Annotated in this window: 13 protein-coding genes; all 13 read left to right on the top strand. The window is 38.0% G+C overall.

Annotated elements, in window-relative coordinates; all coding sequences use genetic code 11:
- Window positions 1-32 precede the first annotated feature (32 nt).
- The 13 genes from MHH73_RS12600 (at window position 33) to MHH73_RS12540 (ending at window position 20814) form a co-directional block, all read left to right on the top strand.
- Window positions 33-1400, top strand: a complete 1368-nt coding sequence (locus tag MHH73_RS12600; RefSeq protein WP_191814406.1) for an NAD(P)-dependent oxidoreductase — start codon at window positions 33-35, stop codon at window positions 1398-1400.
- Window positions 1401-1419: 19 nt separating this feature from the next.
- On the top strand, window positions 1420-2706 hold the full coding sequence (gene preA, locus MHH73_RS12595; protein WP_191814404.1) for an NAD-dependent dihydropyrimidine dehydrogenase subunit PreA: 1287 nt from the start codon (window positions 1420-1422) through the stop codon (window positions 2704-2706).
- Window positions 2707-2729: 23 nt separating this feature from the next.
- Window positions 2730-4139, top strand: coding sequence for a dihydropyrimidinase (hydA, locus tag MHH73_RS12590; RefSeq protein WP_191814402.1), 1410 nt, complete (start codon window positions 2730-2732; stop codon window positions 4137-4139).
- Window positions 4140-4227: 88 nt separating this feature from the next.
- The gene (locus MHH73_RS12585; RefSeq protein ID WP_191814400.1) at window positions 4228-5700 is read left to right on the top strand and encodes an NCS1 family transporter; all 1473 of its coding nucleotides are present in this window, start codon (window positions 4228-4230) and stop codon (window positions 5698-5700) included.
- Between the two features lie 13 nt (window positions 5701-5713).
- Window positions 5714-5926: a hypothetical protein gene (locus MHH73_RS12580; protein WP_191814397.1), complete on the top strand. Its 213-nt coding sequence runs from the start codon at window positions 5714-5716 to the stop codon at window positions 5924-5926.
- Window positions 5927-5947: 21 nt separating this feature from the next.
- Window positions 5948-7177 carry a Zn-dependent hydrolase gene (locus MHH73_RS12575; protein ID WP_191814395.1) on the top strand — a complete coding sequence of 410 codons (1230 nt, stop codon included), beginning with the start codon at window positions 5948-5950 and terminating at the stop codon, window positions 7175-7177.
- Between the two features lie 422 nt (window positions 7178-7599).
- Window positions 7600-8373 (top strand): 2,3-dihydro-2,3-dihydroxybenzoate dehydrogenase, encoded by a 774-nt coding sequence (locus MHH73_RS12570; protein ID WP_191814393.1) that lies wholly within the window; start codon window positions 7600-7602, stop codon window positions 8371-8373.
- A 21-nt stretch (window positions 8374-8394) separates the two neighbouring features.
- A complete protein-coding gene (locus MHH73_RS12565; protein WP_341067189.1) occupies window positions 8395-9555 on the top strand; it encodes an isochorismate synthase in 1161 nt (386 codons plus the stop codon).
- A 20-nt stretch (window positions 9556-9575) separates the two neighbouring features.
- Entirely contained in the window at window positions 9576-11195 is a 1620-nt protein-coding gene (locus MHH73_RS12560; protein ID WP_191814389.1) for a (2,3-dihydroxybenzoyl)adenylate synthase, read from the top strand.
- Window positions 11196-11210: 15 nt separating this feature from the next.
- Window positions 11211-12095: an isochorismatase gene (locus MHH73_RS12555; protein ID WP_191814387.1), complete on the top strand. Its 885-nt coding sequence runs from the start codon at window positions 11211-11213 to the stop codon at window positions 12093-12095.
- A 15-nt stretch (window positions 12096-12110) separates the two neighbouring features.
- Window positions 12111-19217: an amino acid adenylation domain-containing protein gene (locus MHH73_RS12550; RefSeq protein WP_191814386.1), complete on the top strand. Its 7107-nt coding sequence runs from the start codon at window positions 12111-12113 to the stop codon at window positions 19215-19217.
- Window positions 19214-19426: an MbtH family protein gene (locus MHH73_RS12545; protein ID WP_191814384.1), complete on the top strand. Its 213-nt coding sequence runs from the start codon at window positions 19214-19216 to the stop codon at window positions 19424-19426. Before MHH73_RS12550 ends, MHH73_RS12545 begins: the two co-directional genes overlap by 4 nt.
- Complete coding sequence (locus MHH73_RS12540; protein WP_191814382.1) at window positions 19426-20814, top strand: DHA2 family efflux MFS transporter permease subunit; 1389 nt, start codon at window positions 19426-19428, stop codon at window positions 20812-20814. Before MHH73_RS12545 ends, MHH73_RS12540 begins: the two co-directional genes overlap by 1 nt.
- Window positions 20815-20829 lie beyond the last annotated feature (15 nt).

Here is a 20829-nt window from a genome sequence, read left to right as displayed (position 1 = left end):
AAGATGTTATCTTGTAAGGAGGTTACTCTATAGTGAAAAGCGACCGAAAAGAAACATTAGCAGCATTAAAGCGGAACTTTGAAGAAGTAGAACCACCTTTTTCTAAGCATGATGCACTGGATGAAGCCAATCGATGTTTGTATTGTTATGATGCTCCTTGTATTCAAGCGTGTCCAACGGGAATTGATATCCCTAGTTTTATTAAAAAAATTGCCACAGATAATTTATTTGGATCAGCAAAAACAATTATGTCTGCTAATCCTGTAGGAGCTAGTTGTGCACGGGTTTGTCCGACAGAAGAACTTTGTGAAGGCGCATGTGTGCTCAATCATTCTACTAAACCTATTTTAATTGGGAATTTACAACGATATGCAACGGACTGGGCAATTAATAATGAAGCTACACTGTTCCATGCTGGAAAGCCAAATGGAAAGAAAGTAGCAATCATAGGAAGCGGCCCTGCCGGTTTATCAGCCGCTAGAGAATTAGCAAGAATGGGTTATAAAGTGACGATTTACGAAGCTGAAAGTGAAGCGGGAGGTTTGAATACTTACGGAATCGTCTCATTTAGATTACCGCAGAAGATATCTTTTTGGGAAGTAGAACAAGTAAAAAAATTGAATGTAGAAATTGTTACAAATACGAGAGTAGGGGTAGATATCTCTGCCAAAGAAATTCTGGAACAAAATGATGCGGTTGTTTTAGCCATCGGCATGTCATCTGTACCAGCATTAGGAATTGTTGGTGAAGATTTAGATGGCGTTCATGATGCAATTGAATTTGTAAAAGAAACAAAGATAGCCCCTATTCATGATAACTTGTACAAAAAAAGGGTAGCAGTCATCGGCGCTGGTAATACAGCTATTGATGCTGCAACTTGTTCAGTTAGATTAGGAGCGGATAATGTCAAAATATTATATAGAAGAACACTGGCTGAGATGACCGCTTATGATTTTGAATATGAATTTGCAAAGCAGGATGGTGTCGAATTTCGCTGGTTAACAGCACCGGTAGAAATTTTAGGAGATGAGGAAGGGAAGGTTACAGGGATTAAATGTGTCAAGATGACTTTATCGGAACCTGGTGAAGATGGAAGGAGACGTCCTGTACCTTTAAATGATTCTGAATTTACAATTGAAGTAGATGCAGTGATTAAAGCGATTGGGCAAAGTCGTTATATTGATTTAATTGAGCAGTTTGATATTAGTCATGATGGTGGTGTTGTGACAATAGATAGTGAAAGCTATCAAACTTCTAACAGTAAAGTATTTGCCTGTGGAGATTGTATATTTGGTAAAGGACAAGGTGAAGCAATGGTTGTTTCTGCTGCACAACAAGGAAAAGCGAGTGCTATAAGCATCCACCGTTCTCTATTAAAAGAAACGATAGAAACTGCGTAAATCTTTTGGAGGTGAAATAATGGCAGATTTAAGTACAAATATAGCTGGAATTAAATCCCCAAATCCATTTTGGTTAGCTTCAGCTCCGCCGACCAATTCAGGTTATCAAGTACAACGCGCCTTTGAAGCTGGGTGGGGAGGTGCAGTATGGAAAACATTAGGTGACCCGATATTAAATGTTTCATCGCGTTTTGCAGCAGTGAGTTTTAATGGTCAAAAAGTAGCAGGTTTTAATAATATTGAGTTAATTACTGACCGACCGCTGGAAGTAAACCTGAAAGAAATCTATGAAACGAAAAAGAAATACCCTAATCATGCAATCATTGCCTCGTTAATGGTCGAACCAAAACAAGAAAAATGGCATGAAATTGTTAAGAAGGTTGAAGAAGTAGGTGTAGATGGACTTGAATTAAATTTTGGTTGTCCGCATGGGATGGCTGAAAGAGGAATGGGAGCAGCATCAGGTCAAGTACCGGCACTTGTTGAGCAACAAACGTATTGGGTAAAAGAAGTAGCGAAGACACCGGTAATTGTGAAACTTACACCAAATATCACTGATATAACCGCAACAGCTGAAGCGGCGGTCAATGGTGGAGCAGATGCAATTAGTATGATTAACACGATTAATAGTTTAGCAGGTGTAGATATTGAAACGTGGAATACCATTCCGCATGTTGGAGGGAAGGGCGCCCACGGAGGCTATTGCGGACCTGCAGTAAAACCAATTGCTCTAAATATGGTTGGAGAATGTGCACGAAATAGTCGAATTGATGTGCCGATCTCAGGAATTGGTGGTATATCTAATTGGCAAGATGCTGTCGAGTTTATGCTCATGGGCTCAACAAGCGTACAAGTTTGTACAGCGGCCATGCATCATGGCTTCCGTATCGTAGAAGATATGATTGATGGGCTAAACCATTATTTAGATAGGAAAGGGATCGCTTCAGTAAATGAAATTATTGGTAAATCTGTACCTAAATATTCTGATTGGGGCGATTTAGATTTAAATTATCAAATTGTCGCACACATTAATAATGATGTTTGTATCAATTGTAATAAATGCCATATTGCCTGTGAAGATACCTCTCATCAATGTATTGAAATGCTAACTGGAACGGATGGCAAGCCTTATCTCCAAGTTCGCGAAGAAGATTGTGTCGGTTGTAATTTATGTTCTATTGTTTGTCCAGTAGATGGAGCAATTGATATGATCGAAAAACCAAATGAACTGCAACCGATGACTTGGAATGAAAGGCAAGAAGCGATTGCAAATATAAGCTATGTCGCAAATAGTACAGCAAAGTAAAAGAGTGGGAAGGGTGAATACTTATGAAAAAAATCATAAAAAATGGAGTAATTGTCACAGCAACAGATACCTACAAAGCAGATATCCTAATTGAGAATGAAACAATTATGCAAATAGGTGAGAATATACAAGAAAGTAGTGCGGAAGTTGTTGATGCAAAAGGACATTATATCTTCCCAGGGGCGATTGACCCTCATACCCACTTAGACATGCCATTTGGTGGAACGGTCACTAAAGATGATTTCGAAACAGGTACAAAAGCTGCCGCATTTGGTGGAACAACTACGATTGTTGATTTTTGTTTAACGACAAAGGGGAAATCGCTCAGTAGCGCGGTTGAAGCTTGGCATCATAAATCAAAAAATAAGGCTGTCATTGACTATGGTTTTCACTTGCAAATTGTCGAGAGCAGTGATGCTGTATTAGCAGAGATACCGAAAATGGTTGAGGAAGAAGGCATTACTTCTTTAAAAGTATTTATGGCTTATAAAAATCAATTCCAAGCAGATGATGAAACACTATATAAAACTTTACTTGCCGCAAAAGAGCTTGGTGCACTTGTAATGGTGCATGCTGAAAATGGCGATGTGATTGATTATCTAGTAAAAGACGCATTAGCAAAAGGAAATACAGACCCTATTTATCATGCTTTGACTCGTCCGCCAGAAGCAGAGGCAGAAGCAACAGGAAGAGCGGCAACCCTTACTGGACTTGCTGGTTCCCAATTATATGTCGTACATGTATCATGTGCAGATGCCGCTAAAAAGATAGCTGAAGCTAGAAGTCGAGGCATCGATATCTGGGGTGAAACCTGTCCGCAATATTTGGTCTTGGATCAAACCTATTTGGAAAAACCAGATTTTGAAGGAGCTAAATATGTTTGGTCACCGCCATTAAGAGAAAAATGGAATCAAGATCATTTATGGAATGCGTTAAAGACAGGACAATTACAAACACTTGGATCTGATCAATGTTCTTTTGATTTTGTCGGCCAGAAAGACTTAGGAAAAGGTGATTTTTCAAAGATTCCTAATGGTGGTCCATTAATTGAAGATCGCGTCAGTATTTTATACTCAGAAGGTGTGAAAAAAGGGAGAATATCGCTGAATCAGTTCGTAGAGATTACTTCAACCCGTGCAGCAAAATTGTTTGGATTATATCCTAAAAAGGGCACGATAGCTGTTGGCGCTGATGCTGATCTTGTTATTTATGATGGCAATGTTGAACGGACGTTATCCGCGAAAACGCATCATATGGCAGTTGATTACAATCCTTTTGAAGGCATGAAAATTACAGGAGAGCCTATTTCAGTATTATCTAGGGGCAACTTTATCATCAAGGATAAACAATTTGTAGGAGAAGCAGGTCAAGGTAAATTTATTAAGCGTGCTAAATATGGAGAAACATTAGAAAAAATGCCAACAATGATTTAACTTTATCGCCCTGCTGAAATGATTTCAGCAGGGTATCCAACTTCATGAACTTTACAAATATGTTGTTCATTTTAAGGGGGTGTCCATATTGGAGAAGAAAGGTAATTATTTAAAATCACCAGATTTATTGCCAATTGGTTATAAGGAAAGAAAAATTGGTGCCTTTGGTTTTGCAGTTATATGGGTTGGCATGGCTATTGTGCTAGCGGCATTTGCTATTGGCGGTGGCGGAATAATTCATTTATCACTCCCGATGGTTCTGTTAGCAACCATTATCGGCTCAGTGGCCATTGGGATATTAATGTCCTTAATTGGCGATATTGGTGTGGAGCATGGACTTTCTTTTCCTGTTTACATGCGGGCGCCGTTTGGAACAATTGGGACACATATTCCTTCGGTTGTTAGGGGGATTACTGCTTCATGTTGGTTTGGTATAAACACTTACTTTGGTGCTTCCGCAATCAACGGGATACTCAATCTTCTCTTTGGCTTTGATCAGTGGTTCGTATGCTTTATTCTTTTTGCTGCTGCACAATTAATCAATACAGCATTAGGAATTAAATCGATTGAACGGTTTGCTGATTTAGCTGCCCCCATTATTATTTTAATCTCATGTTGGATGTATATTACATTATCAGACAATGCTACAAGCCAAGGTAAAGATGTTTGGACCTGGGTGGAGAGTCCTGCGACAGGTATAACTGCTTTTACAGCATTCATGGTTGTTATTATGGCGAATATGGGCTTTTGGGCTACGCTTGCAGCTGATATGCCAAGCTTATCAAGATTCTTTAAAGCGCCTAGAAATGAGAAAAATTGGTTTAAACGGAACAAATCTCAGTTAATTGGTAATATCATCGTGATGCCGATTGTGAATACATTTATGATTGCGATTGGCGCTGTGTCATATATGGCAGTTAGCACATCTGATCCAATTGTGGCATTACAAGAATCAGCTAGTGGCTTTATTTTAGGCATTCTTCTATTAATGATTGTTTTAGCACAGTGGTCTACAAATACTTCAGCCAACATTATACCAGCAGCAACTGTTTTCTCTAATATAGGCGGGCCAAAAGTGCCTTTTTGGGTAGGAGTCATTTTTGCAGGAATTATTGGTACGCTTGCACAGCCTTGGAGCTTGTTCGATGTGCTTAATCAAGCGTTATTAGTCATTGGGGGAATCCTAACATCTATCGTAGGTATTTTATTTGCTGACTATTATTTATTAAGAAAAAGAAGAGTGAATGTGCCAGCTTTATATGAGAATGAAGGACAGTTCAAATATTTTGCTGGTTTTAATGGCGCTGGACTCATTGCATGGATTGTTGGGGGGATATGTGCCAATTTATTGTCTACTTACTCTTCCATTGTTGGCTTTGTCGTAGGAGCCGTTCTCTATTATGTTTTAGCGAAGTATTGGTGGTTTAAAAAATACGAGCAAGTCGAAATGAATGACCCTAGTGATGAAAAATATCTAGGAATAACAGTCGGAAGAGATTGGGTTTTATCTAATGATGAAGGGGAAATAGTAAATACTAAGGTTAAAGAAAAAATCCAATAGAGGAGATGGTTAAATGTCTGAGCATATCGAATATATGAAGGAAAAAACAAGTATTGATGTTCTGTTAAATAACGGTTATACAATTAAAAGTATTACGGAGAATTTAAGCGGTGCCTTTGTAGAGTTTGAAAGAATTACGGGATCAAAGATTCACTCTGAAACTTTACACATATTAACAGCTGATGCACGCAAGTATTTTTCTGTCCATTTAATTAATCGTAAATAAGTTGCTGGAGGAGATGGCATTTTGGAGAAACAAAAAATCCAGATTAATAGTGAGAGATTAACAGAGACGATTGAACATTTCGCGAATTTTGGTAGAACAGAGAATAATGGTGTAACAAGATTAGCTCTATCTGAGGAAGATCGTTTAGCACGCGAATATTTTAAAACATGCTGTGAAGCACTTAAAATGGAAGTAAAAATGGATGATATGGGTAATATGTATGCTCTTTTACCAGGTTTGGAAAAGGTTCCACCGGTAGTCATCGGTTCTCATCTTGATTCAGTTAAATGCGGAGGTCGTTTCGATGGTGTGTTAGGGGTTATAACAGGTTTAGAAATCGTAAGAACGATTGTTGATAATAATATTACACCGAAGATTCCTATAATGTTAGTTAATTTTACCAATGAAGAAGGTGCTAGATTTGAGCCTTCTATGATGTCCTCCGGGGTTTTAAGTGGTAAATTCGATTGTGAAAAGATGTTGAACAAAAAAGATGCTGATGGGAAGGTCTTTAAAGAAGAGTTGGCGAAGATCGGTTTCAATGGCTCTGAAGAGAATAGATTAAAAGAAGCGCACGCCTTTTTAGAGCTACATATCGAACAAGGGCCTGTTCTTCAGCATGAAGGGTTGAAGATTGGTGTAGTTGACTGTGTGGTAGGGATGGTTTGTTATGAAATTAAAATCGTAGGTGACTCTAATCATGCGGGCACGACGCCTATGCATTTACGTAAGGATGCACTATTCACAACGAATAACTTCATTCAAGAGATTAGAAATGAATTAAGTAGTTTACCAGATGACCTCGTATTTACTATGGGAAGGTTAGATGTTTCTCCTAATGTTCATACTGTTATTCCAAATGAAGTGATCTTTACGATAGAAGCAAGGCATAAGGAACCTGAAGTGATAGCAATTGTCGAAGAAAAAATAAAACAAGTACAAGACACCGTAAATAGTGAAGGATGTACGGTATTCATTGAAAAACTTTGGGATCGCTCGACCGTCCATTTTGATAATGACATTGTTCAATTGCTAGAAAGTGTGACAAAAGAACAAGGATTACCGTATAAAAAAATGGCAAGCGGAGCAGGGCATGATGCTCAGTTTATCGCAAGTATGATTCCTACTGCTATGTTATTTGTACCTAGTATAAATGGAAAAAGCCATAGCGAAGATGAATTTACTCCATATGAGGATTGTGCAGCAGGTGTCAATGTGATGTTAGAGGCTGTATTAGAACTTGTAAAATAAATGAATGACAAAAGAAACGAACTTAACAGTGATAGTCACTGAAAGTTCGTTTCTTTTTTGGCTATAATTGAAGGGAAAATGAATTAATTTCTAAAAAAATCCCAGTATTTTTTACTATCGGATATTTAAATAACTTTTCCTACCATTTTAAATTTTTTTGGTTCAATTGATCGTTGTTAATTCCTTGTTTTCCCATTAATAACAAGTCAATCCGGTAAAATAACTTTCCGATTTCATTGAAATAGGATTATCTTCCTCCTTGACGAATATTAGGAATCTATACTATTGTTAATATTGTGATGTGATAATGAGAATCATTATCATTAGAAGTGTGAGTTTTTTCTAACAATGTCAGGAAGAAATGAACGCTTTCTTTTTTACTCTTAATTGAGAATGATTATCTGTTGAGAAAGGGTGTTTCGATGCTTAAAGGAAAAGTTGCAGTCATCTCAGGTGCCGCAAAAGGAATGGGTGCCGCTTTAGTCAAGCGTCTCTGTTTAGAAGGTTGCCAGGTGGTTGGCTTAGATATTGAAGCAGATAAACTAAAACAACTATCAAAAGAGTTATCAAACCAGGAGTATCAGTTTGAAGGATACATTTGTGATATTTCAAATAAAGCACATGTCACAGATACAATACAACTAGTAATAGAAAAATATAAAGCGATTGATATTCTTGTCAATGTCGCTGGTGTGATTTCCGTCAATCCGATTCAATCTATGACAATGGATGAATGGGAACATACTTTTTCAGTCAATACAAATGGGGTGTTTTATCTATCCCAAGAGGTGAGTAAAGTGATGATTGCCAAGCAATCAGGGGCAATTGTTACTGTTAGTTCAAACGCAGCATCTGTACCGAGAACATCCATGTCAGCGTATTGTGCATCAAAAGCTGCTTCCCTCATGTTTACAAGATGTTTAGGGTTAGAGCTTGCAAAATACAATATCCGCTGCAATATTGTCTCACCAGGTGCCACTGATACAGATATGCAAAGAGATTTCTGGATGAACGGTGCGATAGAGCAAGGAATTAAGGGTGTTCAAGAAGAATATCGCGTAGGTATTCCTCTACAAAAAATTGCCACTCCGGAAAATATTGTTGATTCGATTCTATACCTCGTTTCAGATCAGGCAAGTCATATCACAATGAATAATATTGTAATAGATGGCGGAGCGAGCTTAGGTGCACAATGACGAAAAAAGAGGTGGATATTAATGGCGACATTACAAGAAAAGAGCATCAATGAAATAACTGATTTATATAATGAAGGCGATAGTTTCATTGGTTTCCCCATGCAGCATATTTTAGCAAAGGGGAAGGAAGTAGAATTACATAGGGAAGAACAAGAAGGAAAAACCTTTAGCGAACGAGTGGATTTGCTTTGGCAGAAATGCCCCCGGACATATGGACATCATGATTTGATGATAGGTGCCTTTCCTTTGAATCAAAAGGATGAGTCCACCTTATTTATCCCAAAAGAAGTGATGATGGAGAAACCGTTCACTCGTACAAGATATCAAGCAGGAAGTCGTCTCTCGCTACCTAATAAGGTTAAGTTTCATCCACAGCCACAAGAATATATGATGATGGTCGAAAAGGCTGTAGCGAGAATAAAAAATGCGGAGCTTAAAAAAGTGGTTTTAGGCCGTTTAATGCAGATTGAGTTTAGTAAAGATGTAAATATTCGTTATGTTTTACAGAATTTATTAGCAGATAATGAGGATAAATTTAATTTTGCGGTTCCTTTATTAGATGAAAAAAGTACATTGATAGGATCTAGCCCGGAATTGCTGATTAAAAAAGTGGGAGGGAAAGTGATTACGAATCCTTTAGCAGGTTCAAGGCCGAGAATGGCGAACGAAGAGGATGATAAAAAAATGGCTGAAGAATTAAGTTGCTCTGAAAAAGATTTATATGAACATCGCCTTGTCGTTGAAGCGATAGAAAGAAATCTTAAGCCTTATTGTAAAACATTAACTGTTCCCGCTCAACCTTCTGTTATTTCTACAAAAACGATGTGGCATCTTTCAACAAGAATTGAAGGGGAGTTGTATGACGAGGGCGTTTCATCTGTTCAATTAGCCGAGAGTATTCACCCGACACCGGCTATTTGTGGTACACCAGCAGTTGAAGCTTATCAATTGTTTAATGAACTAGAACCATACAATCGTCATTATTTTACAGGGATGGTTGGTTATAGTACAAGAAACGGTGATGGGGAGTGGGCGATTTCAATTAGATGTGCAGAACTGAGTCAACGACAAATGAAGTTATTTGCTGGAGCTGGAATTGTTGCTCAGTCAGTACCGCAAGAAGAATGCGATGAAACGGCTGCCAAACTTAAAACGATGTTAAGTGCATTAGGTATTGAATAATTCATAAAGGAGAGTTGTAAATGTTACAAGGATATACACCGTGGCCAGATGAATTGGCGACAAAATATCGCTCAAATGGTTGTTGGACTGGTGAAACATTTGGAGAAGTATTAGAAAGGATGGCAACATTAACACCGACATCCATTGCACTCATTGAAGGAAATCGTAAAGTTACTTATGAAGAGCTAGATGAGAGAGCCAACCGCTTAGCCTATGGATTCATTCATCTTGGGATAAAAAAGCAAGATCGCGTAGTATTGCAACTTAGCAATAGCATTACCTTTTTTGAAATTTGTTTTGCGCTATTCCGGATTGGTGCCCTCCCTATTTTCTCTTTGCCGTTACATCGCCAAACAGAAATTACTTATTTTTGCGAACATACAAAAGCCGTTGCTTATGTGATACCTGATGTTTTTGATAGACATGATTATGTGAAGATGGCCAGAGAAGTGAAGGAAAAAGTCCATACATTACAACATATAATTGTCGCGGGAGATGAGCAGGAGTTTTTAAATGTTGAAGCACTAATGTCTGAAGGATCTTCTGTGACTCTACCAACTATTACAGGGAGTGACTTAGCATTCTTCCAATTATCTGGTGGGAGCACAGGATTGCCTAAGTTAATTCCGAGAACACATGATGAGTATTTATATAGTATTCGAAAAAGTGTAGAAATCTGTGAATTAAGTGAAAGGACGAAATATCTTGCTGTATTACCAGTTGCACATAACTTCACGATGAGTTCACCAGGTGTATTTGGTGTCTTATACGCTGGTGGGTGCATCGTATTAAGTCCCGATCCTAGTCCAGATACGGCTTTTCCATTAATTGAAAAAGAAAAAATAAACTTTACTTCACTCGTTCCTCCACTTGCAATTATTTGGATTGAAGCTAGTAAGACAAGAGATTATGATCTTACTAGTTTAGAAGTGATTCAAGTAGGAGGGGCAAAATGTAGTGCAGAAGTAGCGAAAAAAGTGGGGCCTAGTTTTGGCTGTACACTACAACAAGTTTTTGGCATGGCTGAGGGCTTGGTTAATTATACGAGATTAAATGATGCAGAGGAAAAAATCGTTTATACACAAGGAAGACCCATGTCTGAATTTGATGAGATTCGTATTGTAGATGAAGAGGATCAGTCTATTGCCGTTGGTGATACGGGCCATTTACAAGTAAGAGGTCCTTACACAATCATTGCGTATTACAATGCAGAAACCCATAACGAAAAAGCATTTACTCATGATGGCTTTTATCGGACAGGAGATATTGTTAAACAAACGGAAGATGGTTATTTAATCGTAGAAGGAAGAGATAAGGACCAAATTAATCGCGGTGGAGAAAAGATTGCTGCTGAAGAGGTTGAGAATTATTTGCTCTCACATGAAGAGGTGTTAGATGCAGCAATTGTCAGCATGCCAGATGCCTTTCTTGGTGAAAGATCTTGTGCATTTATCATCTCTCAAAAAGAACAGCTGACAGGTCAAGCTTTGAAGTCGTTTCTACAATTAAAAGGAATTGCCGCATTTAAAATACCTGACCGTTTTGAATTTGTGCATGAGTTTCCACAAACGCCACTTGGAAAAGTAAGTAAAAAAAGCTTAAGAGAAATCATCCAAGAAAAATTGGCCACAAAAATATAAAAGGAGCGATTCCCTATGTCAATACCAAAAATCAAAACCTATCCATTACCTGAGGCAAATAATTTACCAAAAAATAAAGTAGATTGGCAGCTTGATAAAAAGCGTGCAGTCCTGCTTATACATGATATGCAAAATTATTTTGTCAACTACTATGAGAATGATTCTCAATTGATTAAAGAGATGATTGAGAAGATTGCTAGTATAAAAGCCTATTGTCAAAGTGCAAATATTCCTGTTGTCTATACCGCACAACCAGGTAATCAAAAAGATGAAGACCGTGCCTTATTAACCGATTTTTGGGGGCCAGGACTCACAGAAGATGAAGCACAAACAGGTATTGTACCTGCGTTGGCACCAACAGACAATGATACGATTCAAACAAAATGGAGATATAGTGCTTTTAAAAAATCAAATTTACTTGATCGCATGAAGGAAGAGGGTCGTGATCAACTTATTATATGTGGTGTGTACGCACATATTGGTTGTTTAGCTACGGCAATGGAAGCATTTATGTATGATATCCAACCATTTCTTATTGCCGATGCAGTAGCTGATTTCTCTTATGAGGAACATATACAGGCATTAAATTATACAGCTACTAGATGTGGCAAAGTTTTATTAACTGAAGAATTACTCTATGATTTATCAACAAATAATGTAACTAATGATGTTCATAGTGAAGTGAAAGCAAAAGTAGCAGCGATGCTTGAAATCTCCCCTAATGAAATTAAGGATGATGATGATTTAGTGAGCTTAGGGTTAGACTCCATTAGGATGATGACGTTAGTAGAAGAATGGCGAGCTGAAGGAGCAGATGTAAACTTTATGAAAATGGCATCAAATCCAACCTTACAAGCTTGGTATGAAATCTTTCGAGAAACAAACGAAGTCTATTCTTAAAAGGAGGCACATGGAATGATCAGTGAAGCAACCAAGCTGCAAGCGACAGATGCCCAAGCTGGCATTTGGTACGCTCATGAATTGGATGAACAGAAGACAGCATATAATACGGGTGAATATGTAGAGATAAACGGACGAATCAACGTCTCGTTATTAATCGAAAGTATTAAAAGCACCGTTCAAGAAGCAGACAGTCTCCATGTCACTTTTTATGAAGAGGCTGGGAATTTATATCAAGTTCTGCAAAAACCGACCGAAGTGCCTGTTCAATATATTGATGTGAGTTTAATGGAGACTCCTAAGCAAACGGCTATTGATCTTATGAAAGATGATTTGTCACTTTCAATTGACTTGGAAAATGGTCCTGTATATAAGCAAATTCTCTTTAAAATAGCTAGTGATGAGTATCTTTGGTATCAGAAAATCCATCATATTGCCTGTGATGCGTTTGGCTTTTCATTAATAACGAACAAAGTAGCAAGCACGTATTCAGCATATCTAAAAGGAAAGTCCGTGCCGGAGCCAGCTTTTAAACCACTGTCACTATTGGTAGAATCAGAGAATAATTATAAAGAATCTCCATTATATTTGGAAGATAAAAAATATTGGAACGAGAAGTATAAAGGTGTCACGCAAGACGTTTCCTTGTCTCAGAATGAGTTTGACTCTTCTGAGGCAACATCTTCTATTAAAATAACTAGAAAATTAACAGCCGCAGAGTTTCAAATGTTAAAGAACAAGGCGAAAGAATGGAAAATCGCTTGGCCGCATCTCGTGATTGCAGCTATGGGGATCTATCAATATAAGTTAACGGGGGATCGCAAGAGTTTATTAACAGTGCCGATGATGAATCGTTCTACAGTTGCGATGAATATTCCAGCAACAACAATGAATATTCTGCCATTAATGCTTTCATTTTCTCATGAGTCCACTTTTAACAGTCTGGTGAAAGAAGTTGTAAATGAAACCAGGAAGAATAGTAAACATCAACAATATCGTCAAGAGCAATTACAAAGAGATTTAGGATCCATTGGTCAGAGTAGTTTTTTGAACTCTTTTCAAGTAAATATTATGCCGTTTACGTATCAACCGATTTTTGGCGAAATCACTGCCACAACTTATAAATTAGCAACTGGGCCCATTGATTTAATGAATATGAATATGTTTGAGCAAGATGGAGATGGCAGTCTAAGGGTAGATATTGAAGCAAATGGTACAAAGTTTCAACAATTAGAAGTAGAGCAACATGCAAGTAGAATCATCCATTGGCTAAAGAGATTACCAAGTATTGATGGCGGGCAACCTATTTGGCAAATCAATTTGTTATTAGATGAAGAAAACACGTTGATGAGAAAAGATATAGGCTATGATCCATCTGAAAGCGTTCATCCGCTTATTCAATTCAAGGAAATGGTAAAAAAATATCCTCATCACCCGGCATTAGAATATAGTGGTGAAATATGGACATATGAACAGTTGGATAAGGTGACTTCAGAATTAGCAGCAGAAATGATTAGCACTGGGCAGCATTATCCTTTTATTGCCGGGATAGCTGTTAGCCGTTCAGCCAATATTTTGATTGCCATATTATCTGTTTGGAAAGCTGGCGGTGCCTATGTGCCAATTGATATCGATTATCCTGAGAGTAGACTCAACTATATGTTAAGGGATAGTCAAACACAACTGATTCTTACTGATACAGAAGGGGAACAGAAACTGCCAAAAAGTTTCCAACCGTATCTTATGAACATCGATATTTATAAGGGTGAGAGTGAAACTTTGCTACCGTTCGTAAATAATGGAGATCCTGCGTATATGATTTATACTTCAGGTTCAACCGGTAATCCAAAAGGTGTGCTCGTACCTGCAAAGTCACTTTCTTATTTCTTATCGGCCATGAATAAGCATTTACAATTAACCCATATGGATCGCTTTTATGCTTTAACGACGATTTCTTTTGATATTTCGATTTTAGAATTGATTTTACCTATCACTGTCGGAGGCACATGTGTAATCGCTAAAAATGCAGTCATTTCAGATCCACCAATCATTGTTAACGAATTAAAAGAAAAGCACATAAGTGCGGTTCAAGCAACACCGACACATTGGCAAATGCTCCTGCCATTTGTTACTGATGAATTAAAGAATGTCAAAGTATTAGTGGGAGGAGAAAAACTTCCTTCACATACAGCAAAGGAAATGCAAGCGTTATGCAAAGAAGTGCATCATGTGTACGGACCAACTGAAACGACAATTTGGTCTACTCATGATGAATTAACATCAATTGATGGTTTTTCTGCTCCACCACTTGGAGACGTTCTTGCAGGCACAGAAATTTACATTTTGGATGAAAATCTGCAACTAGTTGCTCCGGGAAGACCAGGTGAAATCTATATTGCAGGAGAGGGTGTTACTTACGGTTACTATCGTAAGCCAGCGCTCACTTCTTCAAGGTTTGTCGCGAACCCATTTGCAAAAAACGGTCAAAGAATGTATCGCACAGGAGATATAGGCATAAGAGATGTTTCTGGAAGACTTCATTATGTGAAAAGAAGTGATGATCAGGTTAAAGTCCGAGGTCACCGGATGGAGTTAGGTGAGATCGAGCATCATTTGTCAGCACACCCTAATGTTAAAAGCTGTAAAGTGATTGTAAGAGAAGATCAACCGGGAGATCAACGGATAACTGCTTATGTAATAGCGGCTGAAAGCGAGAAGAGAACAAGTGAAGAATTCATTTCATACTTACGTGAGTTTTTACCAGATTATATGATTCCTAGTTTCTTCATGTATTTGGACGCTTTCCCAATGACCCTAAATGGAAAGTTAAATTTGCGTGAATTACCTCATCCACAGGTAAGTAACGCTGTCAATACAGATGAGGAATGTTGGACCCCTTTGCAGAAGGATGTCTACCATATCTTCCAACAAACATTAATGCTGAATGAAATAAGCGAAACTGATTCGTTCTTTGCCCTTGGTGGCCATTCGCTACTTGCTTCCCAATTACTTGGTAAGCTCCGTGAGAGGTTCGGTCTAAGTTTATCCTTCTCACTATTTTATCAAAATCCAACGATGCAATTTATCGTAGAACAAGTGACAAAACAAACCGACACCAAGTTTGAAGGTAGAAAGTTAAAGCCATATAAGAGAGAACAGCATGCACCAATGAGTCATGAACAAAAAAGGTTATGGTTTATCGAACAAACAGAAAATGTAGCTTCTACTTATTATATTCCTGTAATAATCAAGCTGAAAGGTGGACTCGCAACGGAAGCTTTATTCGAATCTTTAGTTGAGGTAATGAAAAAACATGAAGCGTTGCGCACGGTGATAGACACAATAGATGATGAAGTATACCAAAGGATATTACCAGCAGATGAAGCAACATTGAAATACTTTGAAAAAACGATTAATCGAAGTGACCTCAATCATGAGATTGAAGAAGCAATCAAGACACCAATCGATTGGGAAAATGAATTAGGTTGGCATAGTTTTCTATTTAAAATAAATGAAGAAGAGCATGTATTATGTATTGTTTACCACCATCTATTCGCGGATGGGTGGTCAATCGCACCATTTATGGATGATTTATCAACAGCATATGAGGCAATTGTTGAAGGCAATCAAGCAGTTTTATCTGCCTTACCTATTCAGTATGGCGATTATTCCTTCTGGCAACAGGAAATATTCGTGCATGATATGGAGGAAAAGCTAGCATATTGGAAAAAACAATTAGCTCATCTACCTGAGGCCATTCCACTACCATATGGGGTTGAAAGACCAGAAAAAAGAAGGGTTGAAGGTGGCCGATTGACTTTTGAGATGGATAAAAACCTTTATCGACAACTCAATCAGCTAGCAAAAGATGAAGATGTTACGTTGTTTATGGTTCTGCAATCAGCATTAGCAACATTGTATCATCGTTTAGGCGCTGGAGATGATATCCCATTTGGTACACCAGTAGCTGGAAGGAATGAGTCGTCGTTACAAGCAATCGTTGGCTTCTTTGTTAATACAATCGTTTTACGTACGGATGTGTCGGGCAACCCATCATTTTTACAGTTACTACATCGCGTAAAGAAACAAAATATGAGTAGTTATGATCAGCAAGACACACCGTTTGATAAAGTAGTAGAGGCGATTAACCCAACCCGTTCTAATAAAGTACATCCATTATTCCAATCAATGATTATTATGCAAAACACACCACAACCCACTTTTAAGGTAGAGGGAGTGGAAGCAGAAATTCAAATTAACGGAACGAACACAGCAAAATTTGACTTAACTTTTGAATTTTGGCAAGCATCTAATCAAGAAACGTTGGAAGGTGCGATTGAATATCGAAAAGACCTTTATAAGGATGAACAAATCCAACAATTATTGCAGCAATGGTTGACTCTTTTAAACTCAATCATTGCCACGCCTAATCAATCTGTCGGTCAGTTACCTATTCTAATAGAAGCAGACAAAAATGAGTTATTGCATCTCCAATCGAAAAAAGTAACGGCGAAACAAGAACATATCGTTCATCACTTTGAACAAATGGTAGAACAATACCGGGATGAAATAGCGGTAACCTATGAGGAGACATCAATCAGTTATCAACAGCTAAATGACAGGGCAAATCAGCTAGCTCGATTGTTAGTGGATAAAGGTGTAAAAGCGAATGATTTTATCACGATTTCATTACCACGGTCCTTGGAGTTGATTACAAGTATTTTAGCAGTATTGAAAGCTGGTGCGGCTTATGTACCAATAGATCCGGATTATCCAGAAGAGCGCAAACAATATATCCATCAAGATGCTGGTGCGATTATGATGATTACTGATAAAAAACAGGCAGAACACAGAAATCAAATGATATTTGATCAACAATTACACCAACAATTGACAATGTACGATCCTTCTAACTTGGAAGAAAATGAACGGAATGAGATACATCCTAGTTCACCAGCTTATATTATTTATACATCAGGTTCTACCGGTAAACCAAAAGGAGTACTTGTTCCTCACCGTAATGTGGTACGACTGTTTGCATCAACGAATCAATGGTTTTCTTTTGATCATGATGATGTTTGGACACTTTTCCATTCGTATGCTTTTGACTTCTCTGTTTGGGAGATATGGGGCGCATTATTATTTGGTGGAAAACTAGTAATTGTCCCATACGAGACGACAAGAAATCCACAAGCTTTTTTACAATTATTAGTTAAAGAACGAGTGACTGTGTTAAATCAAACACCATCAGCATTCTATCAATTAATGGAAGCTGAAGAAGAAAGAATTGATTTATCAGATATGTTGAGAATCAGATATATTATTTTTGGTGGAGAGGCGCTAGAACTACCTAGATTAGAAAGTTGGTATAACCTGCATACACTGGCAAAAACAAAGCTTATTAACATGTACGGTATTACAGAAACAACCGTTCATGTCAGTTATTTAGAATTAACGAAAGACAAAATTCGTCAATCTGCTAGTAGTTTAATTGGTGAAGGAATCCCTGATTTAGGTGTATATATTTTAGATGATTACCTTCAACCTGTTCCTAAAGGTGTCATCGGAGAAATGTATGTAACCGGGGATGGGCTCGCCCATGGTTATTTAAATCAACCCGCACTGACAGCGGAAAGGTTTGTTGCTAATCCATATGGATCAGCAGGAAGCCGAATGTATAAAACTGGAGATTTAGCAAAATGGACAGAAGATGGTTCACTTGATTATATTGGTCGCTCTGATCATCAAGTGAAAATCCGTGGTTTCCGCATCGAGTTGGGTGAAGTAAATGCAGCCCTTCTTCAATATCCTGCTATTAAACAAGCAGTAACAACAGTATTAACGATGCATGGTGATAAGCAATTGGTTAGCTACTTCATCTCTCATGATGAGGTTGATTATAAAGAACTGAGACAATTTTTACAAACGAGATTGCCAAAATATATGGTTCCGAATCACTTCGTTAAAACAGATGATATTCCGTTAACGAACCACGGGAAATTAGATATGAAAGCTCTCCCGAAACCAGAAATGGAGGTAATACAAGGGGATAGGCATCTACCTAGAACGCCACAAGAAGAGATGCTTACGCAGTTATTTGCTGAAACCCTACATTTATCTGAAGTAAGTATCGATGATAGCTTCTTTGATTTAGGAGGCCATTCGTTATTAGCAGTGCAATTAATGAAAAAAATAGAATCAACATTTGGCAAAGAATTAGGCATTGGTGTGCTGTTTGAAGCGCCAACTGCTGCCCAACTTGCAAAAGTGATTGAAGGGGATGCTGAAGAAGGCGCATCATTACAGTCATTATTGGGTTTACGAAAAACAGGAAGTGAGACGCCATTATTCTGTGTCCATCCAGCAGGCGGTTTAAGCTGGTGTTATGCTGGATTGATGTCGAAACTAGATAGTCGTTTTCCCATCTATGGTCTACAAGCAAAGGGGATTAAAGAAAAGAAAAATAAACCTATAAGTTTAGTAGAAATGGCGAAGGATTATATCGAAGAAATTCGTTCTGTTCAACCAAAAGGTCCGTATCGCTTACTTGGCTGGTCGTTAGGAGGCAACGTTGTTCATGCAATGGCAGTTGAATTACAAAAGCAAGGAGAAAACATTGAGTTTTTAGTCATGATGGATTCCTATCCAGGCCACTTCATTTCTATGAATGAAGAAGAAGCAGAAGATGATGCGTTAATTGCGATGCTAGCACTTGGAGGATATGATCCTCTAGAAGTGAAAGGCGATCAATTAACGATACAATCTGTAAAAGAATTACTTCAGGAAAAAGGTAGTGTACTTGCATCATTGGATGAGAAAACCATCGAAAATCTTAAAGAAACGTATCAAAATTCCGTTCGGATTATGTCTGAATATGATCCAGAAGTATATAAGGGAGATATCATTTTCTTCAAGTCAACGATTGTTCCAGAGTGGTTTAAAAATGATGATCCAGCGAGATGGTTACCATATGTTCATGGCAGAATGAGACAATATGATATTGCTTGCCGTCATAAAGACATGTGTCAGCCAGAGCCTTTAGCAGAAATAGGAGAAGGAATCGCAAGAGAGTTAGAGTGTTTAATTGAAAATAAGCAATTAGAAGGGAGTCTACAAACATGAGTAACCCATTTGATCAAAAAGATTCTATGTATTTCGTTTTAATGAATAATGTGGGGCAGTATTCATTATGGCCAAGTTATATTGATGTACCAACAGGTTGGCAAGTGGTTTGGGGTGAAACGACCCTTTCCAGCTGCCATCAATATATTGAAGAGCATTGGGAAAGTCTACTTCCAAATGAAAAAGAGAAGGAAAGTCTATCACTCTAATGAAAATGGATAAAAAAGTTAAATACCAAAGAAGAGTATTATGTACAGTGTATATTCTAGCTATGTTTATGGCGGCATTAGACGGAACAATCGTCTATGTCGCACTTCCTTCGATTGCTGCTGAACTGGGCGTAACATCCGCTCAGTTAAGTGGATTGACTGTCTGGTATCTTGTTGGCGTTAGTATGATTTTACCTTGTGCAGGGTACTTAGGTGATCGTTTCGGTAGTAAAAAGATGTTTATCGTTAGCTCACTAGTTTTTACATTCGCTTCTTATATGTGTGCCTTAGCAGATTCAGTATCGATGTTAAACATCGCAAGATTTTTTCAAGGATTAGGAGGCGGCTTGTTTGCCCCTATAGGCATGGCGATGATTTTTCGGACGTTTTCAATTGAAGAACGTCCGAAACTATCGCGGTCTTTCGTCATTCCTATTGCCATTGCACCCGCCCTTGGTCCGATAATTGGTGGATTAATCGTGACTTATTTGCCTTGGCAGTGGATCTTCTTAATTAATATTCCGATTGGCTTGTTCATCGTCATAATCGGTGCACTATTTTTACAGGAAAAACATAAGTATATGGGTAAAAAGCTAGATGTTAAAGGGTTCTTTTTAATGGTGGTTGGTTTTCCATTATTCATGTATACGTTGAATAAACTAACAGCAGGAATGAGTCTGCCAATAATTGTTTTAGGAATCATTGGGCTAGTGATGATCGTTACATATGTTTTTCATGCATTAAAAACAGAGCATCCATTATTGAACTTAAAATTATTGGAGGAAAAGACATTTAAACGAATAAGTATGCTCTCCTTTCTTGGAGCGGCAGGCTTACAAGGTTTCTTGTATTTATTCCCAATTATGTATCAATATACGACTGGTGCCTCACCATTAAAAAGCGGATTAACCATTTTTATTGAAGCGATTGGTTTAATGGTAGCATCAAGAGTGATGCCCCTGACATTAAAGCTTCTAGGCGTATATCGTGTGATTGTCTATGGATTCTTTTTATCCAGTGTTTTTTTCCTACTCATCAGTTGGATAGGCCCTACTGGTTCGATCATCGGGTTACAAATTTGTTTATTTGGAATTGGACTGACGTTAGGACATGCAGTGATTGCCATGCAATATACGGCATTCCATCATATTAATAAAGAGAAAATGTCGCAAGCAACCACATTATTTAATGTGCAGAACCGCTTAGGTGCAGCAATGGGGATTGTGATTATTTCTTTAATTATCAGCCTGTTTTCAATTGAAAATGAACAATTATATCAAATAGCTATTATTAGTTGTGCCGTTCTTCTACTCGCCGCGGGCTTGTTTGCGATCAATAGTCAAACTGCTATTAAGTCAACTTCACCAAAAATGAAAAAAGCAAGCTAGTAAAAGAAGGAGGGG

Origin of the sequence: Cytobacillus sp. FSL K6-0265, assembly GCF_038003465.1 — a bacterium.
Classification (GTDB): Bacteria; Bacillota; Bacilli; order Bacillales; family Cytobacillaceae; genus Cytobacillus; species Cytobacillus stercorigallinarum.
This window is presented reverse-complemented; position numbering and strand designations above follow the sequence as displayed.